The sequence below is a fragment of the Castellaniella hirudinis genome, from assembly GCF_042651965.1.
Classification (GTDB): domain Bacteria; phylum Pseudomonadota; class Gammaproteobacteria; order Burkholderiales; family Burkholderiaceae_B; genus Castellaniella; species Castellaniella hirudinis.
Window position 1 is genome coordinate 92,256 of sequence record NZ_JBHSDY010000007.1, and the last position, 25,316, is coordinate 117,571.

General features: G+C 68.6%; 17 protein-coding genes. 10 read left to right on the forward strand and 7 right to left on the reverse strand.

The window, feature by feature from the left end; all coding sequences use genetic code 11:
- Positions 1 to 126 precede the first annotated feature (126 nt).
- On the reverse strand, positions 127 to 1,323 hold the full coding sequence (locus tag ACFO0J_RS12080) for an MFS transporter (protein ID WP_376813341.1): 1,197 nt from the start codon (positions 1,321 to 1,323) through the stop codon (positions 127 to 129).
- A 148-nt stretch (positions 1,324 to 1,471) separates the two neighbouring features.
- Here ACFO0J_RS12080 and uvrA point away from each other — a divergent pair, with 148 nt between their 5' ends.
- Positions 1,472 to 4,330: an excinuclease ABC subunit UvrA gene (gene uvrA, locus ACFO0J_RS12085; protein WP_376813342.1), complete on the forward strand. Its 2,859-nt coding sequence runs from the start codon at positions 1,472 to 1,474 to the stop codon at positions 4,328 to 4,330.
- A gap of 24 nt (positions 4,331 to 4,354) precedes the next feature.
- Here uvrA and ACFO0J_RS12090 read toward each other — a convergent pair whose 3' ends face one another.
- Entirely contained in the window at positions 4,355 to 7,078 is a 2,724-nt protein-coding gene (locus ACFO0J_RS12090; protein ID WP_376813343.1) for a diguanylate cyclase, read from the reverse strand.
- 147 nt (positions 7,079 to 7,225) lie between these two features.
- Between ACFO0J_RS12090 and ACFO0J_RS12095 the strand changes: the two genes are divergently transcribed.
- The 5 genes from ACFO0J_RS12095 (at position 7,226) to ACFO0J_RS12115 (ending at position 12,399) form a co-directional block, all read left to right on the forward strand.
- Positions 7,226 to 7,909: a response regulator gene (locus tag ACFO0J_RS12095; RefSeq protein ID WP_376813344.1), complete on the forward strand. Its 684-nt coding sequence runs from the start codon at positions 7,226 to 7,228 to the stop codon at positions 7,907 to 7,909.
- The gene (locus ACFO0J_RS12100; protein WP_376813345.1) at positions 7,893 to 9,323 is read left to right on the forward strand and encodes a sensor histidine kinase; all 1,431 of its coding nucleotides are present in this window, start codon (positions 7,893 to 7,895) and stop codon (positions 9,321 to 9,323) included. The genes ACFO0J_RS12095 and ACFO0J_RS12100 overlap by 17 nt, the downstream gene beginning before the upstream one ends.
- A gap of 89 nt (positions 9,324 to 9,412) precedes the next feature.
- Complete coding sequence (locus tag ACFO0J_RS12105) at positions 9,413 to 10,393, forward strand: Bug family tripartite tricarboxylate transporter substrate binding protein (protein ID WP_376813346.1); 981 nt, start codon at positions 9,413 to 9,415, stop codon at positions 10,391 to 10,393.
- An 18-nt stretch (positions 10,394 to 10,411) separates the two neighbouring features.
- Complete coding sequence (locus tag ACFO0J_RS12110) at positions 10,412 to 10,849, forward strand: tripartite tricarboxylate transporter TctB family protein (RefSeq protein ID WP_376813347.1); 438 nt, start codon at positions 10,412 to 10,414, stop codon at positions 10,847 to 10,849.
- Positions 10,846 to 12,399 (forward strand): tripartite tricarboxylate transporter permease, encoded by a 1,554-nt coding sequence (locus tag ACFO0J_RS12115; RefSeq protein WP_376813348.1) that lies wholly within the window; start codon positions 10,846 to 10,848, stop codon positions 12,397 to 12,399. Before ACFO0J_RS12110 ends, ACFO0J_RS12115 begins: the two co-directional genes overlap by 4 nt.
- A 34-nt stretch (positions 12,400 to 12,433) precedes the next feature.
- Here the strand turns inward: ACFO0J_RS12115 and ACFO0J_RS12120 are convergent, their stop codons facing one another.
- The 4 genes from ACFO0J_RS12120 to ACFO0J_RS12135 form a co-directional block, all read right to left on the reverse strand.
- Positions 12,434 to 13,786: a CoA transferase gene (locus tag ACFO0J_RS12120; RefSeq protein ID WP_376813349.1), complete on the reverse strand. Its 1,353-nt coding sequence runs from the start codon at positions 13,784 to 13,786 to the stop codon at positions 12,434 to 12,436.
- 149 nt (positions 13,787 to 13,935) lie between these two features.
- Entirely contained in the window at positions 13,936 to 15,075 is a 1,140-nt protein-coding gene (locus ACFO0J_RS12125) for a deoxyguanosinetriphosphate triphosphohydrolase (protein ID WP_376813350.1), read from the reverse strand.
- Between the two features lie 49 nt (positions 15,076 to 15,124).
- Positions 15,125 to 16,207 (reverse strand): 3-dehydroquinate synthase, encoded by a 1,083-nt coding sequence (aroB, locus tag ACFO0J_RS12130; protein ID WP_376813351.1) that lies wholly within the window; start codon positions 16,205 to 16,207, stop codon positions 15,125 to 15,127.
- Between the two features lie 15 nt (positions 16,208 to 16,222).
- The gene (locus tag ACFO0J_RS12135) at positions 16,223 to 16,831 is read right to left on the reverse strand and encodes a shikimate kinase (RefSeq protein WP_376813536.1); all 609 of its coding nucleotides are present in this window, start codon (positions 16,829 to 16,831) and stop codon (positions 16,223 to 16,225) included.
- Between the two features lie 159 nt (positions 16,832 to 16,990).
- Here ACFO0J_RS12135 and ACFO0J_RS12140 point away from each other — a divergent pair, with 159 nt between their 5' ends.
- The 4 genes from ACFO0J_RS12140 (at position 16,991) to ACFO0J_RS12155 (ending at position 23,947) form a co-directional block, all read left to right on the forward strand.
- Positions 16,991 to 19,447 carry a penicillin-binding protein 1A gene (locus tag ACFO0J_RS12140; protein ID WP_376813352.1) on the forward strand — a complete coding sequence of 819 codons (2,457 nt, stop codon included), beginning with the start codon at positions 16,991 to 16,993 and terminating at the stop codon, positions 19,445 to 19,447.
- A complete protein-coding gene (gene lptM, locus ACFO0J_RS12145; RefSeq protein ID WP_376813353.1) occupies positions 19,447 to 19,644 on the forward strand; it encodes an LPS translocon maturation chaperone LptM in 198 nt (65 codons plus the stop codon). Before ACFO0J_RS12140 ends, lptM begins: the two co-directional genes overlap by 1 nt.
- 5 nt (positions 19,645 to 19,649) lie before the next feature.
- A complete protein-coding gene (lysA, locus tag ACFO0J_RS12150; protein ID WP_376813354.1) occupies positions 19,650 to 20,921 on the forward strand; it encodes a diaminopimelate decarboxylase in 1,272 nt (423 codons plus the stop codon).
- Between the two features lie 92 nt (positions 20,922 to 21,013).
- On the forward strand, positions 21,014 to 23,947 hold the full coding sequence (locus ACFO0J_RS12155) for a putative bifunctional diguanylate cyclase/phosphodiesterase (protein WP_376813355.1): 2,934 nt from the start codon (positions 21,014 to 21,016) through the stop codon (positions 23,945 to 23,947).
- 53 nt (positions 23,948 to 24,000) lie between these two features.
- Here ACFO0J_RS12155 and ccsB read toward each other — a convergent pair whose 3' ends face one another.
- Positions 24,001 to 25,311 carry a c-type cytochrome biogenesis protein CcsB gene (gene ccsB, locus ACFO0J_RS12160; RefSeq protein ID WP_376813537.1) on the reverse strand — a complete coding sequence of 437 codons (1,311 nt, stop codon included), beginning with the start codon at positions 25,309 to 25,311 and terminating at the stop codon, positions 24,001 to 24,003.
- Between the last annotated feature and the right edge of the window lie 5 nt (positions 25,312 to 25,316).

Sequence of the window (25,316 nt, forward strand, 5' to 3'; positions counted from 1 at the left end):
TGATCGCGCATGCCGCATCGAAATGCGTCAAATGATCATTATCGCCCAGGCGGGATTACCCCTACAAGCGCCCCCGCAGCCGACCACTTTACACGTCCGGCAAGACCGGCGCACCCCGTCGCCGGCTCAACGCACGGGCTTGGCCCCGCGCGCCGTGTACAGCCAGACCGCCGCCAGCATGGCGCCGGTCCAGAACACCATGGAGGTGCCGCCGGTGCGCGCCAGGATCCCCCCCAGCACGCCGCCGGCGAACACGCCCAGGGACTGGGCGGTGTTGTAGAAGCCCAGCGCCAGGCCCTTGTAGGCGGGCGGCGCCACGCGCGACACCAGCGAGGGCTGCAGGGCTTCCAGGATGTTGAAGGCCACGAAAAAGAGGACGAAGGCGACGACCACCAGCCAGAAGGAATCCGTCAGCCAGGGCAACGCGCCCAGCACCACGGCCAGGCCCAGCACCGCCCATTCGAGCGCGGGCTTGTGGGCCTTGCGCGTTTCGGTATAGAAAACCGCCGGCACCATCAGGACGAACGATGCCAGGATGACCGGCAGGTAGACCTGCCACAGGCTGGCGGAATCGTAGCCGCCCAGGCGGCCCAGCAGGCCGGGCGCCACCATGAACAGCGACATCAGGATGAAGTGCAGGCAGAAGACGCCGAAATTCAGGCGCAGCAGGTCGCGGTGGCCCAGCACGTCATGCGCCGTGGCCTGGACGATGTCGGCCTCGGAGCGCGGCACGTCCGGCACGAAGAACATGGCGATCAGCAGGCAGGCGAAGCCCAGCAGGCTGATGGCCCAGAACAGCCCCGACAGGCCGAATTCGCCCACCAGCAGGGGCGAGAGCACCAGCGACAGGGCGAAGGAAATGCCGATGGAACCGCCCACCATGGCCATGGCGCGGGTGCGGACCTCGGGGCGGGTGGCGTCGGCGATCCAGGCGGTGATGGCGGCCGATACGGCCCCCAGCCCCTGGATCACGCGCCCGACCGTCACCCAGTCCACGTCATTGGTCAGGGCGCAGATCACCCCGCCGACCACGAACAGCAGCATGCCGAACACGATCACGGGCCGGCGTCCGTAGCGGTCGGACGCCATGCCCAGCGGGATCTGCATGATGGCCTGGGTCAGGCCGTACGCCCCCAGGGCCAGCCCCACCCGCGCCGGATCATCGCCCCCGGCCAGGGTGCGCGCCGCCACGGCGAAGATCGGCGTCAGCAGGAACAGGCCCAGCATCCGCGCGGCGAACAGGGTCGCCAGGGCGATGCTGCTGCGCCTTTCCAGGGGAGTCAGCCGGAGCGCAGGCGAGCGCGAACGGGAGGATGCGGACATGGGGAGCGCCAAAAGAGGGGAAGCTGCGCGTTATAGTATCAAGTTGGCCTTTGAAAAACCTGAACTCCCCCAGAGTCCCTCTGGGTAAGCCGCATGCGAGTCCGGGCATCCAGGACGCATGAACAAACCTGCCACACAGCACACAAGCATGGACGCCATCAGCATCCGCGGCGCGCGCACCCACAATCTGAAGAACATTTCGGTCGATCTGCCCCGGCGCAAGCTGGTCGTGCTCACGGGCCTGTCCGGGTCGGGGAAATCGTCCCTGGCCTTCGACACCCTGTATGCCGAGGGCCAGCGCCGCTACGTCGAAAGCCTGTCGGCCTATGCGCGGCAGTTCCTGCAGATGATGGACAAGCCGGACGTGGACGTGATCACCGGCCTGTCGCCCGCGATCGCCATCGAGCAGAAGACCGCAGGCCACAATCCGCGCTCGACCGTGGGCACGGTCACCGAGATCCACGACTACCTGCGCCTGCTGTACGCCCGGGTCGGCACCCCCTACTGTCCGGATCACGATCTGCCGCTGCGCGCGCAAAGCGTCAGCCAGATGGTGGACCAGATCCTGTCGCGCCCCGAGGACACCCGCGTGGCTATCCTGGCGCCGGTGGCCCGCGCCCGACAGGACGACCTGACGGCCGAATGCCGCCGCCTGCAGGCCCTGGGTTTCATCCGGGTCCGCGTCAACGGCGACATCCAGTCGCTGGACGGCGGCGCGCCGCCGGCCGCGCCGGACGGCCCCTGGGACCTGGACGTGGTCGTCGACCGCCTGCGGGTACGGCCCGACAGCCGCCAGCGGCTGGCCGAAAGCTTCGAGACCGCGCTGGAACTGGCGCAAGGCCGCGCCCTGGCGCTGGATCTGGACACCGACCAGGAACAGGCGTTTTCCGCGGCCTACGCCTGCCCGGTCTGCGCGCGCGGCATGGGCGAGCTGGAGCCGCGCCTGTTCAGCTTCAACAACCCGGCCGGCGCCTGTCCGACCTGCAACGGCCTGGGCCAGGTGGAATCCTTCGACGCGGCGCGCGTCGTCGCATTCCCCGAACTGAGCCTGGCTGCGGGCGCCATCCACGGATGGGACCGCCGCAACGCCTTCAGCTACGCCATGATGGCCAGCCTGGCGCAACACTACGGCTTCGACCTGGACACGCCTTTCCAGACGCTGGAGCCGGCCGTGCGCGACCACATCCTGCACGGCTCCGGCGAGCAGGAGATCGCCTTCCAATACCTGGGTGAAGGCGGCGTGCCCACGCTGCGGCGGCATGCCTTCGAGGGCGTCATCCCCAATCTGGAACGGCGCTGGCGCGAAACCCACTCCAACGCCGTACGCGAGGAGCTGGGCCGGCTGCGCCACCTGATCCTCTGCCCGGAATGCCGGGGCGCGCGCCTGTGCTCCGAAGCCCGCAACGTCCTCATCGGCCAGGACCCCGGGCCCGGTGAACGGCGCGGCCGCGCCCTGTACGACATCGAATCCCTGTCGCTGGCCGACTGCCGGCAGTGGTTCCTGGACTGGGCGCCGGACGGCGCCCGGCGCGAGGTCGCCGACCGCATCATCCAGGAAATCCGCGCCCGGCTGGACTTCCTGGTCAACGTGGGGCTGGGCTACTTGTCCCTGGACCGGGGCGCCGACACCCTGTCCGGCGGCGAGGCCCAGCGCATCCGCCTGGCCAGCCAGATCGGCTCGGGCCTGACCGGGGTGATGTACGTGCTCGACGAGCCTTCCATCGGCCTGCACCAGCGCGACAACCACCGCCTGATCGAGACCCTGCGGCAATTGCGCGATCTGGGCAACAGCGTGATCGTGGTCGAACATGATGAGGACATGATCCGCGCCGCCGACCACGTGCTGGACATGGGTCCGGGCGCCGGAGAACAGGGCGGCTGCGTGATCGCCCAGGGCACCCCGGCGGAAATCATGGCCCAATCCCAGTCGCTGACCGGCCAGTATCTGGCGGGCGTGCGGCGGATCGCCATCCCGCAGCGCCGCCCGGTCGGCCCGGACCAGGCCTGGCTGCGCGCCCTGGGATGCCGGGGCCACAATCTGCAAACCGTCGACCTGGCCATCCCGGTGGGCCGCCTGACCTGCGTCACCGGCGTGTCGGGATCGGGCAAATCCACCTTGATCAACGACACCCTGGTCACGGCCCTGGCCCAGGCGCTGAACCGCGCCCAGGCCGACCCCGCCCCGCACGACCGCATCGAAGGCCTGGACGCTTTCGACAAGATCATCAGCGTCGACCAGAACCCCATCGGCCGCACGCCGCGCAGCAACCCGGCGACCTACACGGGCCTGTTCACGCCGATCCGCGAACTGTACGCGGGCGTGCCGGAAGCCCGCCTGCGCGGCTACGACCCGGGGCGCTTTTCCTTCAACGTCAAAGGCGGGCGCTGCGAAGCCTGCCAGGGCGACGGCGTGGTGCGCGTGGAAATGCACTTTCTGCCCGACATGTACGTGCCTTGCGAGGTCTGCGAGGGTCGCCGCTACAACCGCGAAACCCTGGACATCCGCTACCGGGGCCTGTCCATCAGCGAGGTCCTGGACCTGACCGTGGCCCAGGCCCTGGATCTGTTCCAGGCGGTGCCCACCGTGGCCCGCAAGCTGCAAACCCTGATGGACGTCGGCCTGTCCTACATCCGCCTGGGCCAGAGCGCCACCACCCTGTCCGGCGGCGAGGCGCAACGCATCAAGCTGTCCCAGGAACTGTCCCGGCGCGGCTCGGAGCGCACCCTGTACGTGCTGGACGAACCCACCACCGGCCTGCACTTCCACGACATCGAGGTGCTGCTGGACGTGTTGCGGCGCCTGGTGGACAGCGGCAGCACCGTGCTGGTGATCGAACACAACCTGGACGTGATCAAGACCGCCGACTGGATCGTGGACCTGGGCCCCGAAGGCGGCGCAGGCGGGGGACGGATCGTCACCCAGGGCACGCCGGAAACCGTCGCCGCCGCGCCCGGCAGCCATACCGGCCGATGGCTGAAGGACGTGCTGGCGCCGCGCGGCGCCTGAACGCCCTTCAGGACTGCAGGCCCCTCACGCGAGCGGCGGGCCGGCCCCGTCCGCCACCGCGTCCGCGCGGGCGGTCTCGACGCGGTTGCGCCCCCCGGCCTTGGCCCGATAGAGCGCGGCATCGGCCCGGCCGACCAGGGTTCCGGCCCCATGGGCGTCGTCCAGATCCAATTCCGCCACGCCGACGCTGATCGTGACCCGGCCCGACAGACCGTGCTCATGCGCGATGGCCAACGCCTCGACGGCGTCCCGGATCAGTGCCGCCAGGCCTTGCGCCGCGTCGAGGTTCAGGCCCGGCAGGATCAGGGCGAACTCCTCGCCGCCGTAGCGTGCCGCCAAGTCCCCCGGACGGCGCACGGAATCGAGCAGCACCCGGGCCACCTGGCTCAACACGACGTCCCCCGCCGGATGCCCGTACTGGTCGTTGTAATGCTTGAACCAGTCCACATCCAGCATCAGCAGGCTCATCGGCAGCCGGCTGCGGCGGGACCGCTCGCTTTCCCGCGCCAGCACCTCGTCGAAATGGCGGCGGTTCGCCAGCCCGGTCAGGCTGTCGGTCAGCGACAGACCGACCAGGCGCTGATTGGCCTCGACGAGCGCCTGCGTGCGCTCGGCCACCTGGCGCTCCAAATCCCGGGCGTGGCTGCGCTGCCGGTCGGCCATGCGGTCCAGGGCCTGCGCCAGGACGACGATCTCGCGCACCGGGCTGCGGACCGAGGGGCCGCGCAGGCCCCCGCCCTCGGCAAGGTCTTCGGCCCAGCGGCTGAGGGACAACAAGGGGCGCGACAGCCACCAGGCCGCCACCAACGCGGCCGCGACCCCGACCACCCAGAAACCCAGGATCAGCAGGCCGATGCGGTTCAGCGCCCGTTCGGCCGGTTCGGCGTAGCGGCTCTCCGGCAGCGCCAGCGCAACCGTCAGCAAAGGGCCATCCGGCAACTGGATCGACTGCCAGCGGGCGGAGTAGCGGCGGCCCTCGATATCCAGAGACTGCCGGCCCGAGCCGCGCCCCGAATGCAGAATGGGCGCACCGATCAGGCGGATTTCAGGCGCCTCGCTCTGATCGGCCTGCACTCGGCGGACCTGGCCGTCCTCCAGGCGATAGATCGGCGCCCCGTCGGAGCTGGCGAGCAGCGTCCCGCCGGACTCGATCAGGAAGGCGATCCCGCCGATCCGGACCATTTCCGCCCTGAGGACCTGGCTGATCTGAGACATCGCCACGTCGGCCCTCAGGACACCGGCCAGATGACCGGCCTCGTCGCGCAGGGCCACCGACATGCCCATGCCCATGTCCTCGAACAGGCCGCCCGGATCGTCCACGGTATAGCGGTAGGCCGGATACCAGCGCAGGCTGTCGGCCTGCAGCGCAGCCTCGTACCAGGGCCGGCTCCGGGGGTCGTAGCGCACGTCACTGCCCACCGACGTGCTGCGCCGGTTGTCGTCGTCCACGCGGTCGATGCGCAACACCCCGCCCTCGCGGGGATCGACCTGCAGGATACGCAGGCCGCGCTCATCGCCCAGCGGGGGGCGGCCCGCCGACAGATAGCCGCCATCCGCCATACCGACGGACAGCAGCGTCAACAGCGGTTGCTGGCGCAACTGCAGCAGAAAGCTGTGCAGCAGATCCTCACGGCGATCCAGGTCGATCAGCCCGCTCTTGAACAGGCTGGCGTTGAAAGCCGCCGCCGCGCGCGGCACCTCGAAAAAATCGGCGACCTTGTCTCTGAGCTGATCAGCCAGTTCATCGACCTGCTGCCGCTCCAGATCCTCGACCGCCTGGAGCGAGGCCGTGAACACCAGCCAGCCCGCCAGGCCGACCATCAGCGGCATGGGCGCCAGGGTGATGATCAGCAGCAGTGTCCGCAGAGACGCCTGCCCATCCCGGGCGGTTCGTCCGCCGGACAGGGGACGCCAGACCCCCTGGTGATACAGCACCGCCAGCAGCAGGAGCAGCGTCACCGAAGCCCCCACCCCCCGGATCAGCCAGATGCGCGCAGGGTCGTAGGCCAGACCGTCCTTGGGCACGGCGGCCAATTCCCAGGTGACGCCCGGCAGCACGATCGTCGTCTGTGCATGCGGCAGATCGAACAAGCCGGGCGCACCGAACAGGCCGACTGCAGGCTGGCCGTCGGCCTCGCGGCTGCGAATCGCCAGGTCAAGGTCGGCCTCGGCGCCGATCAGACCGGCGCGGCGCAAGGTGTTTTCCAGGTCGACCGTGAGGGCCGTCATGCCCCGGTAACCGCCGCCGGCGGCCGGCGCATCGAAAATCGGCATGCGAAAAATCAGGCCGGGCCGCCCCGTCTGCACCAGGCGGGTCGTCCCGTCGATCACCGGCTCGCGGTGCCGGATCATGTGATTGATCTTGGCCATGAACTGGGGCCGCAGGCTGTAGTCCAGGCCGATGACGGGCTCGTTGCCGGCGATCGGGTAGACCCACTCGATCCGCAGCTTGTGGACGAAGACGATGCTGCGGATATCCGGCCGGGCCTGCGCCATGCCGGGCGCGATCTCGTGGAACGGCTTCTCTTCGGCGCCAGGCGCGGCGGCCAGCGCGGCGGCCAGGCGCTCGTTCAGGCCCTGCAGCGCCTGCAGGTCGTCCCTGAGGCGGGCGGCTCGTTCGTCGAGCTGCCGACGCGCGCCGGCCATGAGACGCGTCTCGCTGCGGGAGCGATCATAGGCTTCGGTGCCCAGCACGGCGGCAACGCCCAGGAGCAGCAGCAGGATCACGACGAACAGCGGACGCTTCACCCCGGACCTCCGGCACCCAAGCGTGACTTCACTTCAATTTCCGGCAGTTTCGCATTTGATTACCCTTTGCGCCAGAGAGTAGTACCCCCACGCTGCGCAGCCTGCGGGGTCGTGCAAATCCGCGCGTCAGATTCTATGATGACCAGCATGCGCATCCTGCTGATCGAAGACGAATCCGAACTGGCCGCGTGGCTGGCACGCGGCCTGGCCCGCCACGGCGGGTTCATGGTCGACTGGGCCGACGATGCCGAGCTGGCCGAGCGCCGCCTGGCGGTCGAGGAATTCGACGCCATCATCCTGGACCTGGGACTGCCGGGGATGGACGGTCATGAATTCCTGCGCCGCCTGCGCGGGCGCGACGATCGCTGCCCGGTGCTGGTGCTGACCGCACGCGATTCGCTGTCCGAACGCATCGGCACGCTGCACGAAGGCGCCGACGACTTCATGCACAAGCCCTTCGCCATCGGGGAACTCGAAGCCCGGCTCAATGCACTGATCCGGCGCAGCCGGGGCCGCGAGCATCCGCGCTGGACCCTGGGCGACCTGGTGCTGGACATCGGCAGCCAGCGCTTCCTGCACGAGGACCAGGCGCTGAACCTGTCGCCCCGGGAATACGCGGCGCTCAAGGTCCTGATGCAGAAGGCGGGCGAACCGGTCACCAAGCAGCAGATCCTGGAACGCATCAGCCCGGACGACACGACGATCAATCTGGAGGCCATCGAGGTCCTGGTGCACCGGCTGCGCAAGAAGCTGACCGGCACCGACGTGCAGATCGTGACGCTGCGCGGCATGGGCTACTGCCTGGAACCGGCGCATGACGCGCCCGGCTGAACGCCGCCCCGGCAGCCTCCGGTCCCTGCTGCTGTGGATCCTGGTGCCGGCGCAGATCACGGTCCTGAGCCTGGCCCTGTGGTTTTCCAGCAGCCAACTGCACCAGCAGGTCGACCTGGCCTACGACCGGTCCCTGGCGGGCGCCCTGCGCGCCATCGACCACAACATTTCCACCGCCAGCGGCGGCCTGGCCGTGGAACTGCCCTACCTGATGCTCGAGTTCTTCGAGCTGACCGCCAACGATTCGGTCTACTACCGCATCCTGACCGAAGACGGCCTGGCCGACATCGGCAACCAGGACCTGCCGCTGCCCGATGCGCGCCTGCCTTCGAACAGTCCGGTGTTCTACGACCGCGACTACCTGGGCGCCTCGATCCGCATCGCCGCCCTGGCCCGCCCCATGGCGCCGCCGCTCTACGGACAAAAGACCGGCCGGGTCATCGTCATGGTGGGCGAGGATCGCAGCGGCCGGGACCAGGTCATCCGCGACCTGATGATCCGCAACATCGTGCGCGACCTGATCGAGGTGCTGGCCTCCACCGGCCTGATCGTCGTCGGGGTGCTGATCGGCCTGCGGCCGCTGACGCGCCTGTACCGCAAGCTGAAAGGCCGGGCCCACGACGACCTCAGCCCGATCTCGGCGCCGGAGCTCCCCCGCGAAGTCCGGCCGCTGGTGGACGCCGTCAACCAGCACGTCGCCCGCCACGCCCGCCAGGCGCGCCGGCAGCGCCAGTTCCTGGACGACGCCTCGCACCAGTTGCGCACGCCGCTGGCGGTCCTGCACACCCAACTGGACTACGCCTTGCGCGAATCCGATCCCGCCGAAGCGCGCGCCGCCCTGCTGGCCATGCGCGGCGGCCTGGACCAGGCGCAGCGCACCGCCGCGCAGATGCTGGCGCTGGCCCGCGCCCGGGACACCGATGCCCGCGACGGCCCGCCGCAGACCGTCGCACTGACGGCCCTGGCCCAGGACGTCATCCGCCAGCTCTACAGCCTGGCGCGCCAGAAGCGGCAGACCCTCGCGCTGGAGGGCGGCGAGCTCGGCATCACGGTGACCGGAATCGAATGGCTGCTGCGCGAGGCGCTCGTCAACCTGCTGGACAACGCCATCAAGTACACGCCCGAGGGCGGCGCCGTCACGCTGCGCATCGAACGCACGCCCGACGGCGCCATCCTGAGCGTGCGCGACACCGGCCCGGGCATGACCGAGACCGACATCCGCAAGGCGGGCCGGCGCTTTCGCCGGGGGCAGGCCGGCAAGCGCAGCCACGGCGCGGGCCTGGGCCTGGCCATCGTCCACACCATCATGCAACGGCACGGCGGCGTCCTGCGCATCGAGCCCGCCGACCCCGGCGTCCAGGTCTCGCTCGTGTTTCCCGTGGATGAGGGTTTTCCCGCGAAATCGTCTTTTTGAAAGCCGGCGGAAAGCTTGGCAGGCCTAAGGTGTCGCCAACGCGCGCCGGGCATGCCGTCGGCGCGCTCCTCATACCAAGGAGACCCGCCATGAAATCCCGTTCCTTATCGCTGCTGCTGGGCGGCGCCCTGCTGGCGCTGGGCCTGTCGGCCCACGCGGCCCCGAACAAGCCCGAATGCATCGCGCCCGCCAACCCCGGCGGCGGCTTCGACCTGACCTGTCGCCTGGCCCAGGAAGGCCTGAAGGCTTCCGGCGCCCTGTCCGACCCGATGCGCATCGTCTACATGCCCGGCGGGATCGGTGCCGTGGCCTATAACCACGTGATCGCCCAGAAGCCGGCCGATGCCAATTCCATCGTGGCCTTCTCCGGCGGCTCGCTGCTGAACCTGGCCCAGAAGAAGTTCGGCCGCTACAACGTGGACGACGTGCGCTGGCTGGCCGCCGTGGGCGCCGACTACGGCGTGGCCGTGGTGCGCGACGACTCGCCGTACAAGAACCTGAAGGATCTGATGGCGGCTTTCAAGCAGGACCCGAGCAAGATCGTGCTGGGCGCCGGCGGCACCGTCGGCAGCCAGGACTGGATGAAGGCGGCCCTGACGGCGCGCGCGGCGGGCGTGGACTACCGCAAGATGCGCTTCGTGGCCTTCGAAGGGGGCGGCGATGCGATCACCGCCCTGCGCGGCGGCCACATCCAGGCCTATATGGGCGACGCGGCCGAAGCCTTCACCATGCTCGAAGGCGGCGCCCCGATCCGCGTCCTGGCCGTGTTCAACGACCAGCGCCTGCCGGGCAAGCTGGCCGCCGTGCCCACCGCCCAGGAAGAAGGCTTCGACATCCAGTGGCCCATCATCCGCGGCTTCTACGTGGGTCCGAAGGTCTCCGACGCCGACTATCAATGGTGGGTGGACGCCTTCGACAAGACCCAGGCCGACGCGTCCTTTGCCGCCATCCGCGACAAGCAGGGCCTGTTCCCCTTCAACAAGTCGGGCGCCGAACTGGACAAGTACGTCAAGGAACGCGTCGCCGACTATGCCAAGCTGGCCAATGAGTTCGGCCTGATCCGTCAATAAGCCAGACCGGACCCCGCCATGAGTGATCGCACCCTGGGCTTCTGCGCCCTGATCTTCGCCGGCCTGATGGCGTGGTTCGGCCACGACCTGCAAGCCCCCTTTTCCTACGAACCGGTGGGCCCGCGGGCCTTTCCGCTGCTGATTGCCCTGATCATCGCCCTGTGCGGCGCCTGGCTGATGTTCAAGCACTGGCATGCGCACCGCAAGGGCGAAGCCATCGACTGGCCGCGCCTGCTGTTGATGGTGGTCTACATCTTCGGCTACGCCATGCTCTTTGAAACGCTGGGCTTCATCGTCGCCACCGCGCTCGTCACCGTGCTGATCGGCCGCCTGTTCGGCGGCGCCTGGGGCAAGATGATCCTCGGCGGCGTCGTGATGAGCGTGCTGTTCTTCCTGCTGTTCGACCGGGCGCTGGACGTCGTGCTGCCCCTGGGTCTCCTGGAGTTCCTGTCATGAGCCAGATCCTCGACCATCTGAGCATCGGTTTCGATGTCGCCTTTTCCTGGATGAACCTGCTGGTCGCCGCCCTGGGCGCCTTTCTGGGCACCCTGGTCGGCGTGCTGCCGGGCCTGGGGCCGATCAACGGCGTGGCCATGCTCATCCCCATCGCCTACGCCCTCAACCTGCCTCCGGAAACCGCGCTGATCCTGCTGGCGGCCGTGTACGTGGGCGCCGAATACGGCGGGCGCATCAGCGCCATCCTGATCAACGTGCCGGGCGAGGCCAGCGCCATCATGACCACGCTGGACGGCTATCCGCTGGCGCGCAAGGGCCTGTCCAACGTGGCCCTGTCGCTGTCGGGCTGGTCGGCCTTCTGCGGCGCGATGGTGTCCACCCTCGGCGTGATCCTGCTGGCGCCTTTGCTGGCCCGCTGGGCCCTGGCCTTCGGCCCGGCCGAATATTTCGTGCTGATCGTCTTCGCCTTCTGCTGCCTGACCAGCCTGCTGGGCAACCAGCCGGTCAAGGGCACGCTGTCGGCCATGCTGGGCCTGGCGATCGCCACGGTGGGCGTGGACGCCAATTCCGGGGTCTACCGCTACACCTTCGATTCCGTCCACCTGTTCGACGGCATTGATTTCGTGGTCGTGGTGATCGCACTGTTCGCCATTGCCGAACTGCTGGAACTGCTGGAATCCGCCGTGCGCGGCGAATCCCCCGAAGTCCCGCCCAACGAGCGCAAGCTGTTCAATCTGCAGGAACTGCTGTTCACCAAATGGACCGTGCTGCGCAGCTCCATCCTGGGGTTTTTCATCGGCGTGCTGCCGGGCGCAGGGGCCAGCGTGGCTTCCGCCGTGGCCTACTCCAACGAAAAACGCTACCAGGAAGGCCGTGATCCCGACGCCTGCTTCGGTGAAGGCGACCTGCGCGGCGTGACCGCGCCGGAAGCCGCTTCGACCGCGTCGGCCGTGGGTTCCTTCGTGCCCATGCTGACCCTGGGCGTACCCGGCTCCGGGACCACCGCCGTGATGATGGGCGCGCTGACGCTCTACAACATCACCCCGGGCCCGGTGCTGTTCGACACCAAGCCGGAACTGGTCTGGGGCCTGGTCGCCTCGCTGTTCATCGCCAACGTGCTGCTGTTCCTGATGAACATTCCCATGGTGCGGGTCTTCTCGAAAGTGCTGTCGCTGCCGAACTGGCTGCTGGTGCCCGGCATCCTGTGCATCAGCTACATCGGGGTGTACGCGATCAACGCCGGCACCTTTGACCTGACCATGGCCGCCTTCCTGGGCCTGGTCGGCTACCTGCTGCGCAAGGGCGGCGTGCCCATGGCGCCGATGGTGCTGGGGGTGGTGCTGGGGGACATGATGGAACAGAACCTGCGCCGCGCGCTGTCGATCACCAACGGCGAACTGCACATTCTGTGGGACAGCCCGATCGCCCTGGGTCTGTGGATCGTCTCGCTGTGCATCGTCGTCATCCCGCCGCTGATGCGCATGCGCCGCGCCAGGCGGCGCGCGCAGGGCAAGGCCGTCGGCGACGACCTGATCGCCTCGGACGACTGAAACACCTGGCCCGACCGGGCGCTCCGGCGCCGGGTCACCCCCAGTCCGGCGGGCTGCTGCGCAGGTCGCACGCCGGCCAATCCCAGCCCCAGCGGGCGCCCGCCACACGGCAGGGCGCCCGCAGTCTTTGCGCGGGCCCCCAGGCGGTCGGCTCGATCGCCGGATCATAGGCCGCATCGGGCGCCATCCCCAGGATGGATGCGGTGTCCGGCGGGGCCTCGGCGGCATCCTGCAGCAACCGCGCCATCCGGGCCAGCGAGACCCGCCAGCCGCCGCCCAGGCCGGTCTCGCGGCGCAGCGTCAGGCCGCGCAGCGCGCAGGCCGCCATCAGATAGCCCGCCGACTGGTCCAGCGCCTGAACCGGCAGGGGATCGGGCGCTGCGCCCTCGCCCGCCCAGGCAATGCCGGCGCTCATCTGGACCAGACTGTCAAAGCCCCGGCGCCCCCGCCAAGGCCCGCTCCAGCCCCAGGCGTCCAGGCAGACGTCCACCAGACCGGGCCGTATGACCTGGCGCGTCTCGGCATCCAGCCCCAGCGCATCCAGCGCGCCGGGCCGATAGCCATGGACCAGCACGTCGGCCCGGGCCAGCAGTTGCCGGAACCGCTCGCGTCCTTCGGGACGGCGCAGGTCCAGGAAGGCGCAGCGCTTGCCTGCGGTGACCTCGGGCACCATGCCCGGCTCGGTCCAATCCGCCGGGTCCAGGCGCAGCACCCGGGCGCCATAAGCGGCCAGAAAACGCGTCGCCGTGGGCCCGGCCAGCACGCGGGTCAGGTCCAGCACGCGAATGCCCGCCAGCGGCCGCCCGGGGTCCGGGTCGTCCAGCCAGCCGGCGTCCGGCGCCCCGGCCAGTCCGGTCAGGCAGTGGACGAGCGGTTCCGCCGCCACGGCGCGGCCCTGTGGATGGTCACGCCAGGCTGCGGGCGCGCGCAAGGCGGCCGCGCAGGCCCCGCCTTGCACGACGGCTTCTTCCAGCGCCTCGGCGGACCACCCCCGGACCCGCCGTGCCACGGCGTCGCGCGCCGCACCGTCCGGCAGTTCCAGGACCGCCAGGATGGCGCGGCGATGGTGGACCGCGTTGGCATGCAGGCGTATCCAGCCGTCCCGCGCAGCGTAGTCGCCCGTGACGGCGTCGCGCACGTTCGGCCGCTCCCAGCCCAACGGCCGGATGCTGAAGCCAAACCACCACGAAGCCAGCGCCCGGTCGATCTCGACCGCAGGCGGCGCTTCGGGCCGCGCCCACCGCGCCAGCATCAGCGCGGCCGTACCGATGCCGGCGCAGGCCAGATCACTGACCGGATAGCGCGCAGACAGGCTCGCACTGCCGTGGACTTGCAGCGTGCCGGGCGACGCGTCCGAGCCGAGTGCGGTGAGTATCTGTTGAAGCATCGTTCGCTCTCCGTTCGGGAACCGTCTTCAGCCGTGGCATCCCTCCACCTCGCAGTCTGCAGACTGCTCGGATTCGTCTGGCATCAGACAGTCCGTAGAGGACTGTCTGATGTCCCGCCTCATCCGCAGTGGACTGTTTCGTGTCCGAGCTAATCCATCCTGTAGATGGCCCGATGCTCGCGGATCGCATACCGATCCGTCATGCCGGCGATGTAGTCGGCGATCGCGCGCGCCTGGGCCATCGGGTCGTCGCGCCGGTATTCGTCGGCCAGCAGCCGGGGATCGTCCTGGAACGCGACGAACAGCTCTCGCACGACACGCCGGGCCTTGCTCGTCATGCGCATGACCTGGAAATGCCGGTACAGGTTCTTCAGCAGGAACTGCTTCAGCGCATCGGCCTGGGCGCGGATGTCTTCGGAGAAGGCCGCCAGCGGCGGACCGGCCCGGACCTCGTCCACCGATTGCGGCCGCAGGCCGGCGATGCGGTCCGCCGTGGTGCGCGTCAGATCCTGCACCAGCGTGTTGATCATGGCGCGGATGACCTCGGACACCAGCCGTTTGGGGTCGGCGTCCGGATAGCGGCGCAGCACCTGCTCGTGATGCGCGGCGAAGATGTCCAGGTGCAGCAGTTGCGGCAAGGTGATCAGGCCCGAGCGCAGGCCGTCGTCCACGTCGTGGTTGTTGTAGGCGATCTCGTCGGCCAGGTTGGTCAGCTGGGCCTCCAGAGACGGCTGGGTGCCGTCCAGGAAACGCGCGCCGACCTCGCCCAGCCGCCGCGCATGGGCGCGCGAGCAATGCTTGAGCACGCCCTCGCGGGTCTCGAAGCACAGGTTCAGGCCATTGAAGGCCGCGTAGCGTTCTTCGAGCTCGTCCACCACCCGCAGGCTCTGCAGGTTGTGCTCGAAGCCCCCGGCCTCGGGCGCCAGCTCGCGCAGGCAGGCGTTGAGTTCGTCCTGGCCCGCGTGGCCAAAGGGCGTGTGGCCCAGGTCGTGGGCCAGGGCGATGGCCTCGGTCAGGTCTTCGTCCACGCCCAGATTGCGCGCCAGCGTGCGGGCGATCTGGGCGACCTCGATGCTGTGCGTCAGGCGGGTGCGGAACAGGTCGCCTTCGTGGTTGAGAAAGACCTGGGTCTTGTATTCCAGCCGGCGAAAGGCCGAGCAATGGATGATGCGGTCACGGTCGCGCTGGAAGTCGGTGCGGCCCGCGGGCGGCGGCTCCGGGTGGCGGCGTCCCCGGGAAGCCTCCGGGCGGCAGGCGTAGGGCGCGGGATCAGTCCGGCGGGTCGTCATGCTTCGATGCCTCCCTGGATGACGCGCCTCTTGTTTCAGCAGGCGCGCGTTAAACAGTCTGCGCGGCGTCCGGCAGCAGCGGCCGCACCCGATCGTCGGCCACCGCCCGGACCTCGGCCCGCCCCAAAGCCGGCAGCAGCACGTAGCGGATCTGCCGGCCTTCGTTTTTCTTGTCCACCCGCATCAGGTCCAGCCAGCGGTCGGCGCCCAGAGCGGGCGGCTGGACCGGGCAGCCGATGGCCGCCACCAGCGCGCGGATGCGGTCCACGGCCCCGGCGTCCAGCCCGCAGACCCGGGCGGACAGTTCCGCCGCCATGACCATGCCGCAGCCCACGGCCTCGCCGTGCAGCCACTGGCCGTAGCCCAGGCCGGATTCGATGGCGTGGCCGAAAGTGTGACCGAAGTTGAGGATGGCGCGCAGGCCGGATTCGCGTTCGTCCTGGGACACGACCCAGGCCTTGAGTTCGCAGGAACGGCGCACGGCGTGCCGGATGGCCTGCTCGTCGAGCGCGCGCAGAGCGCCGACGTGGGCCTCGCACCAGGCGAAAAATTCGGGATCGGCGATCATGCCGTACTTGATGATCTCGGCCAGGCCGGCGGAGATCTCCCGGGCCGGCAGCGTCGCCAGGACGCCGGGATCGATTTCCACGGCCAGGGGCTGGTAGAACGCCCCGATCATGTTCTTGCCGCGCGGGTGGTTGATGGCCGTCTTGCCGCCCACGGACGAATCCACCTGGGCCAGCAGCGTCGTCGGCACCTGAACGAAACGGATGCCGCGCATGTAGCACGAAGCCGCGAAACCGCCGATGTCGCCCACCACCCCGCCGCCCAGGGCCACCAGCACGGCCTTGCGGTCCAGGGTCGCCGCCAGCAGCGCGTCGAAGATGCGGTCCAGGGATTCCCAGGTCTTGTGCTGTTCGCCGTCAGGCAGTTCGATGAACTGCAGCGGCTTGCCGGCGGCCTGCAGGGCCGCGCGCAGCCGATCGCCATACAGCGCGCCCACCGTCGTATTGGTGACGACGGCGATCGCCGTGGCGTCGGCCGGAATGCTGTCCGCAACGGCGTCCAGCCGTCCCGCGCCGATATGAATGGGGTAGCGCCCGCCGGGCGTCTCGACCTGGACTGTGTGCATGGGTTCCGATGAGTCCTATTCTGTAAGAGGCGCCTGGACTGCGGTCAGGGGCGCCGGGGCCGCCGGCTGGGCAGGCAGCAGGGGCAGCAGGTTGCGCAGCACCTGGGCCACCGGCTGGTCGCCCGTGTCCAGCGTGACGGCGGCCACGCTTTCGTAGATCGGTTCGCGCTGGGCCAGCAGATCGACGATGCGCTGGCGCGGATCGTCGGCGCGCAGCAACGGCCGGTTGCGATCCCGGGCCACGCGCCGGTAGAGTTCGTCGGCCCCGGCCCGCAGATAGACGACGCAACTGCGCTCGCTGAGCATGCGACGGTTTTCCTCGGCCAGCACGGCGCCGCCGCCCGTCGCCACGACCAGGTCGGAGCGGCGCGTATATTCATCCAGCGTGGCCGTTTCGCGGCGGCGGAAGCCCGCCTCGCCCTCGATGTCGAAGATGGTGGCGATGCGCACCCCGCAACGCGCCTCGATGACATGATCCAGGTCGACGAATTCGCGCCCCAGCGCCGCCGCCAGTTGGCGGCCGATCGTGGTCTTGCCCACCCCCATCATGCCCACCAGGCAAATCGGCCGCGCGCCGCCCTGCCCCTCGGGGGGCATTCGGGTCGAATCGGTGGCGCATTCCATCGTCATGGCGGGGCATCGGGCGGTTTGTTTGCGTGTATTATCGCATCAGCCGGCGCCGCCGCCGGTGACCCGGCCGGCCACGCCCGCGCGCACATCCTGTTACACAGACTCCGTCCCCGCCTCCTGGCCCGCTCCGGCCAGGGCTTACAATCGCCTCTGATGAAATCCACCACTACCTCCTCCAAGCAGAAGGCCCCGGCGGCCCGCTCCTGGTTCACGCGGTTGGTCCTCAAGGCGATCGTGCTGTTTGCCGGCCTGGGCCTGTGCGGGGCGCTGCTCCTGAGTCTGGCGCTGGCGCTGGCCTGGCCCAATCTGCCGGACCTGACGGCGATGATCGACTACCGGCCCCGCGTGCCGCTGCGGATCTACACCGCCGACAAGGTCCTGATCGGCGAATTCGGCGAAGAACGCCGCAACGTCCTGCGCTTCGACGAGATTCCGGACGTCATGAAGTCCGCCATCCTCGCGGCAGAGGATGACCGTTTCTACCAGCACGGCGGCATCGACTGGACGGGCGTGCTGCGCGCCGCCCTGGCCAACACCATCCACATGTCCAAGACACAGGGGGCCAGCACCATCACCATGCAGGTGGCGCGCAACTTCTACCTGTCGTCGGAAAAGACCTACACGCGTAAATTCTACGAGCTGCTGCTGACCTTCAAGATCGAGGCCACCCTGACCAAGGATCAGATCCTCGATCTCTATATGAACCAGATCTTCCTGGGTCACCGGGCCTATGGCTTCGCCGCCGCCAGCCGCACCTATTTCGGCAAGCCGCTGGCCGACATCTCGCCGGCCGAAGCCGCCATGCTGGCCGGCATCCCCAAGGCCCCGTCGCGCTTCAACCCGATCTCCAACTTTGAACGCGCCAAGGCGCGCCAGGGCTACGTGCTCAGCCGCATGCGCAGCCTGGGCTACCTGACGGACGCCGAATACCAGCGCGCCGTGGACCAGACCATCGTGATCCGCTCGGCCGCCAACACACCGGGCGGCCGCTACGGCGTGCACGGCGACTACCCGGCCGAGCTGGCCCGCCAACTGCTGTACGGCGTCTACCAGGACGACATCTACTCGCGCGGCTTCAACGTCTACACCACCATCGACTCCAAGGGCCAGGAAGCCGCCTACCAGGCCGTGCGCGCAGGCATCCTGGACTACACCCGCCGCGCGCCCTACACCGGCCCCGAGGAAAACGTCACCCTGCCCCAGGGCATCGAATCCAACCCCGAAGCGCTCAACGACCTGATCGACGAGCAGCAGGAAAAGCACCCCGACAACGGCGATCTGATGATCGGCATCGTCCTGTCGGCCAGCCCGACCGAGGTCCGGGTTGCCCGCAGCGCCAGCCAGATCATCGACATCACCGACAAGCGCGCCCTGCGTGTCGTGGCGCGCGGCCTAGTCGCCAATGCCAAGGACGCCGTACGCATCCAGCGCGGTTCGGTGGTCTACGTGCACCAGACGGCGGAATACTGGGAACTGATCAACAAGCCCTCCATCCAGGCCGCCCTGGTCTCGCTGAGCGCCCAGGACGGGGCCATCCAGGCCATGGTGGGCGGCTTTGACTTCGACGAGGGCAAGTTCAACCGCGTCACCCAGGCCTGGCGCCAGCCGGGCTCGTCCTTCAAGCCCTTCATCTACGCGTCCTCGCTGGAACGCGGCCTGACGCCCGCCACGCAGATCTCGGACGAACCCTTCTCGCTGACGGCGGAACAGACCGGCTCCAAGGCCTGGAACCCCAAGAACTACGGCCGCTCCTACGAGCCCATGCTCACCATGCGCCAGGGCTTGTACAAGTCCAAGAACATGATCTCGATCCGCATCATGCAGGCCGTGGGACCCCAGTACGTGCAGGATTACGTCACCCGCTTCGGCTTCGACCGTTCGCGCCAGCCGGCCGTGCTGCCGCTGGCCCTGGGCGCCGGCAGCGTGACGCCGCTGCAGATGGCCGGCGGCTATGCGGTCTTCGCCAACGGCGGCTACCGCGTGCCGCCCTACCTGATCGATTACGTCACCGACAGCACCGGCAAGATCATCATGCGTTCACGGCCGACCGTGGCCGGCGACACCCTGGCGCGCGTGGTCGATCCGCGCACGGTCTACGTCATGGACGACATGTTGCGCGGGGTCGCCACCTTCGGGACCGGCGCGCGCGCCCACCGCGAACTCAAGCGCAACGACATCGGCGGCAAGACCGGCACCACCAACGACTCCCAGGACGCCTGGTTCGCCGGCTTCAATCCGAAACTGGTCGCCGTGGCCTGGATGGGCTTCGACCAGCCCAAATCCATGGGCCAGGGCGAAACCGGCGGCGGCGCCGCCCTGCCCATCTGGGTGGACTATATGCGCGTCGCCCTGGCAGGCCAGCCGGAAATCCCGCCCGGCCCCATGCCCAGCGGGCTGACGCGCATCGACGGCGACTTCTATTTCAGTGAATTCCCGCCGGGCACGGCCATCGCCCGTGTCGGCCTGCCCGCGCCGGGCGATCCGGTGCCAGGCGCGCCCGGCGGCGGCCTGGACGGCATCGGTACGCTGCTCGATCAGTTGCACGGCGACTCCGGCGCCGACTCCGATTCCGGCGCCGCCATTCCCCAACCCGTCCGCGTGCCCTTCTGATGACATCTCATCTCCTGTTCCCGCACACCGCGCGCCTCCTGGCCTGTGCCGGCCTGACCCTCGCGCTGGCCGGCTGCGGCATGAAAGGCGATCTGCGCCTGCCCGACCCACCGCCGCCGGCCGACGCCGCGCTGGCGGCCCCGCCCACCGTCACCCCGGCGCCTGCGCCGGACTCACGCCCAGTTTCGCAGCCCTGACACCCATGACCGTAGACTCCCAGTTCCCCCTCCGGGACGGCATCCTGCATGCCGAGAACATCCCGCTGCCTGAACTCGCCGACCGCTACGGCACGCCGTTGTACGTCTATTCCCGCGCCGCGCTGCACGCCGCCTGGCACCGCTACGCGCAGGCCGTCGCCGGGCATGACGCGCTGATCTGCTACGGCGTCAAAGCCAATTCCAATCTGGCCGTCCTGCACGAATTCCAGCGCCTGGGCGCCGGTTTCGACATCGTCTCGGGCGGCGAGCTCGAACGCATCCTGGCGGCGGGCGCCAACCCCGACCGCGTCGTGTTCTCCGGCGTGGGCAAGCAGGGCTGGGAAATCCGCAAGGCGCTGGCCGCCGGGATCAAGTGCTTCAACGTCGAATCGGCCGCCGAGCTCGAACGCCTGGCCGACATCGCCCAGGAACTGGGCGTGCGCGCGCCGGTGTCCCTGCGCGTCAACCCCGACGTCGATGCGCGCACCCATCCCTACATCTCCACCGGCCTGAAGGAAAACAAGTTCGGCGTGGACATCCGCCGGGCCCCCGAACTGTACCGCCAGGCCTTGCAACACCCGGGGCTGGAGATCGTCGGCGTGGACTGCCACATCGGCTCCCAGATCACCCAGATCGAGCCCTACCTGGACGCGCTCGACAAGCTGCTGGACCTGATCGACACCCTGGCGGCCGACGGCATCGCCCTGCGGCACCTGGACCTGGGCGGCGGCCTGGGCATCCGCTACACCGACGAAACCCCGCCCGACCCGGCCGAACTGCTGACGCCGGTCTTCGCCGAACTGGCGGCCCGAGGGCTGGACCACCTGCAACTGATCCTGGAGCCGGGCCGCTCCCTGGTCGGTAACGCGGGCGTGCTGCTGACCCGCGTCGAATACCTCAAGCGGACCGAGGCGCGCAATTTCGCCATCGTGGACGCCGCCATGAACGACCTGATGCGTCCGGCCCTGTACGAAGCCTGGCACGGAGTCGTCCCGGTCGCCCCGCGCGCCGGCACGCCCGTCGAGACCTATGACGTCGTCGGCCCGATCTGCGAAAGCGGCGACTGGCTGGCGCGCGGCCGTGCGCTGCCCCTGGAACAAGGCGACCTGCTGGCCATCCAGTCCGCCGGCGCCTATGCCTTCTCCATGTCCAGCCAATACAATACGCGCCCCCGGGCCGCAGAAGTCCTGGTGGACGGCCAGGATTCCTGGCTGATCCGACCGCGCGAAACCCTCCAGGACCTGTACGCCCAGGAACGGATTCCCCACCGCCCCTGAACCGCCTAAACTTTCCCTGTTTCCGGACGTCAATCGACCATAGCCCCGGTTTGTGCGCGACCGAACCGGTCTTTGCCTAATCTTTCCGTTTCATGGCGACCAAGACGCTCCCTCCCCGCTCGCCCGGTCCCTTTACCCGCTCCGCCGCCGGGCGCGCCTGGTCGTACCTCCTGTATGTCGGCATTCCGGTCCTGATCGGGCTGGGGCTGCTCGCCGCGCTGCTGCAGCCGCGCCTCGGCGATTACGCCGGGCAGCCGCTGACCGCCCGTTTCCTGCACACCGACGTCAGGCTCGATCCGGCGCAGGCGCTGGAACAGCTCCTGTCGCGCCCCACCCGGCTCGCCGAATCCGCGCCGACCGGCCAGGTGTGGCTGCTGGCTGACTTGCCCGCCGCTCCGAACGCCGACGCGCCCGATCGATTTTCCCTGCTGCTGCCGATCCATCCAGCCGGTGCGCCCGAATGCCGGCTGACCCACAGCCAATCCGGCGCCGAACCCCCATCCAGCGCCGCGTCCCGGCGCACACTCAAAATCCAGGACAGTCCGCTCGGGCAGCAGATGCAACGGCCCCACGCCTCGACAGCCGACCAGATCCTGTGCCAGGTCAGCCTGCCGTTCCCCACCCGGCTCTCCATCGAATACTGGCAGCGCCAGGAACTGGCCGCCACCACGACGCACACGGCCCAGGCCACCGGCCTGCTGGAAGGCGGGCTGCTGATGCTGGCGGCCTTCCTGGTCGTCATTTCCCTGACCACACGCGAACACCCCTACCTCGTGCTGGCCTGCTGGATCCTCTGCAATCTGCGCCTGGGCGCCTGGGCGCTGGGCTGGGACCATCAATTCCTGGGCGCGGCCATCCCGCCTGACGCGCTGACCTGGATCCGCAAGCTGACCGTCCTGATCTACTACATCCTGACGATCCAGCTCTTCACGACCCTGTTCCAGCCCAGCCTGGACGCCGCCACGGTGCGCCGCCTGCGCCTGGTCGGCCGCTCGACGGCGCTCTGCCTGCTGCTGGCCCTGATGGCGCTGCCTTACGACTGGTTCCAGCTCACGACCTTCCTGACCGCCTGGCTGACGACGGCCCTGGTCACGATCACCTTGATTCATGGTCTGTTCCGCTTCAATACGCGCTCTCAGCTCTGGCATACGATCGGCGTCTGCCTGGCCCTGGCCGTGCTGCTGACGGGCCTGGTCCTGATCGGGCTGGGGCGCGCGACCCTGATCGCGCCCTTCCCGGGCGCGGCCGCACTGCTGCTCTGCAACCTGCTGATCGCCCTGGCGGCCGCCGACAAGATGCGCGAAGACCGGCAACTGCGCCTGCGACAGCGCAACGACCTGATTGCCCGCGACACGCTCACGCCGCTGGGCCTGTTCACCCTGGGCGCCACCCGGCACTTCGAACACCTGAATCCAAACGCACGCGAAATCCTCGATCTCTCCCCGGAATCGGACCTGCATGCGCTCGCCTGGAACGATTTCTTTCCCAAAGTGGACTGGCTGGAAATCTCCGTGGCCACGGAACAGGGCCGCGACACCGAGATCCAGCGCCTCCAGACCTCGGCCGACACGCCGGCGCGCAATTTCCTGCTGCGCGCCACGCTGGTCGGCAGCCGCATCGAAGGCTCCCTGCAGGACATCAGCGCGCGGACCGAGACCATCCGCAAGCTGCGCCTGATGGCCGACAACGATCCGCTGACCGACACGCTCAACCGGCGCGGGATCGAAAAGACCATGCAGAAGGCCATCGAAAGCCTGCAGCAGACCAACACCCCCTGCGCCCTGGCCTTCCTGGACCTGGATCACCTCAAGCGCGTCAACGACCTGTTCGGCCACTCGACCGGCGACACCTTGCTGCAAATGGTCTGCGAACGGCTGAAATACTCGCTGGCCGACGAGCAGCCCCTGGGCCGCATCGGCAACGACGAGTTCATCATTCTGTTCCCCGGCATGCGGGCCGGCGAGGCCCGCCGACACGCCCAGGACATGATCGAGAGCCTGAACGGTTCAGCCCTGTACGTCGGCGAACGGGCCTTCCAGCTCAAGAGCGCCATGGGGCTGATCGACATCGACCGCAGCATGACGCCCAAGGACGCCATCTCCGCCGCCAGCCGCGCCTGCCGCGACGCCCGCAAGCAGCATCAGGACGTCGTCCTGTACGAGGAAAACGCCCGCGAGCTGTTCGACCACATCGACGAACTGCACCTGTTCGAGCAACTGGAAAACAAGGGCACGTCCGAGGACGTCTTCCTGGAGATGCAGCCCATCATGTCGCTGCGCCATCCCCTGCAGACCCTCAATTTCGAGGCGCTGCTGCGGGTGCGCAACACCGGCGCGCGGCCGCTCCAGACCGGCAAGATCATCCAGGCGGCCGAGGACAGCGGCATGATCACCGCCATCGACAAATGGGTCTTCACGACCCTGCTCGACTGGATGTCCAAGCATCACCTGAAGCTCGGCCAGACCCGCCAGGTCAACGTCAATCTCAGCGGGGTTTCGCTGAACGACGACCGCTTCATCAACGTCCTGTTCGGCATCCTGAACCAGCAGCCGCAATTCACCCGGCGCCTGTGCGTGGAAATCACCGAAGGCGTGGCCTTGCAGGACCTGGAGCGCACCCGGCAGTTCATGCGGCGGCTGCAGCGCATGGGCGCCCGCGTGGCCCTGGATGACTTCGGGGCCGGCTACACCTCGTTCTCCTACCTGAAGGAGCTGCCGGCCGACATGATCAAGATCGACGGCACCCTGATCCGCGACATGCTGGCCAGCGAGGCCAACATCGCCATCGTCAACAGCATCGTGGACCTGGCCCACAACCTGGGCATGGAGTGCATCGCCGAGTGGGTCGAAGACGTCGCCACCCTGCGCGCACTGGCCGACATGGGGGTGGACTATGTTCAGGGATATGTGATTTCGGGGTCACGGCCGCCGCTGGACATCCTGGCCTGCGACAACATCATGCCGCTGGTCAAGGACCCGGCCGCCCGCGCCTACATCGAGGAAATCAGCGGACGGCGCCTGTCGTAAGGCTCGTCCAGACGGGAACGCCTACGGGGCTGCCAGAGGCAGCCCCGATTCAATCACAGCTCGCCGTACGAGTGCAGGCCCGACAGGAACATATTGACGCCCAGGAAGGCGAAGCTGGTCACCAGCAGGCCCGACAGCGCCCAGTAAGCGGACATGGCGCCGCGCAGGCCCTTCATCAGGCGCATGTGCAGCCAGGCGGCGTAATTCAGCCAGACGATCAGCGCCCAGGTTTCCTTGGGATCCCACTGCCAGTAGGTGCCCCAGGCGTCAGCCGCCCACAGCGCCCCCAGAATCGTCGCCACGGTGAAGAACGCAAAGCCCACCGCAATGGCCCGGTACATGATGTCGTCCAGGATTTCCAGCGAGGGCAGGCGCCGGGCGATCGGCGCGCGGAACGTCAGAATCGTGCCCACGATCAGCGCGCCAATGCCGAAATACAGCATCCAGGTGGCGGACAGTTCACGCGAGCCGAAGATCAGCGGCTCGGCGCACAGCACCGCGCCCAGGAGGAACACCGGCACCAGCGGCTTCCAGGTGCGGGTCTCGCCGTGCGATTTGACCAGATAGGCAAAGCCCACCATGGCCGCCAGGCTGAAGGTGCCGTAGCCGATAAAATTCGCCGGGACGTGCAGCTTCATCCACCAGCTTTTCAGGGCAGGCACCAGCGGCTGGATCTGGTAGGCGTCGCGGGTGAAGGAATACCACAGCAGGAACACCACCAGGGAGCTGATGACCAGCAGCACGAAACCGCCCAGGGCGCGCGTGGCGTAGCGGCGTTCGTAGTACAGGTAGAACAGCGCCGTGATCAGGCACAGCAGGACGAAGACTTCGTACAGATTGCTGACGGGGATATGGCCGATGTCGGGCCCCAGCAGATGGCCTTCGCGCCAGCGCACCAGCAGCCCGGTCACCCCGGCGTAGACCGCCGTCCAGGTCAGGACGCTGCCCAGCCAGGCCGCCGTGTTGCTGGCGAAGCCGATCCAATAGCAGATCGTCGCCAGCGCAAACAGGGCGCACATCCAGAGGATGGCCGACTGCGAGGAGATCAGGTATTTCAGCAGGAAGACGCTCTCGGCCCGCGACAGATCGCCTTGCAGCAACTCGCCCGTGGGGCTGTAGAGCCAGACCGCCAGCAGCGCCGTCAGGCCGGCGGCCACCATCAGGGTCCGCAGCGGCCGCCACAACCAGCCCATCCAGCTGAACAGGCCGACCGCGCCGATCAGGATCAGCTTTTCGTAGTAATCCATGAACGTGCCGTAGTCCGTCAGCACGTGGGCCGCGCCCGCCGCCAGCAGCAGGAAGAAGCCGAAATCAGTCCAGTCGGGCCGGCCTCGTCGGCCGCGTCGGTCGCCGCTGGCGTTCATGTCTT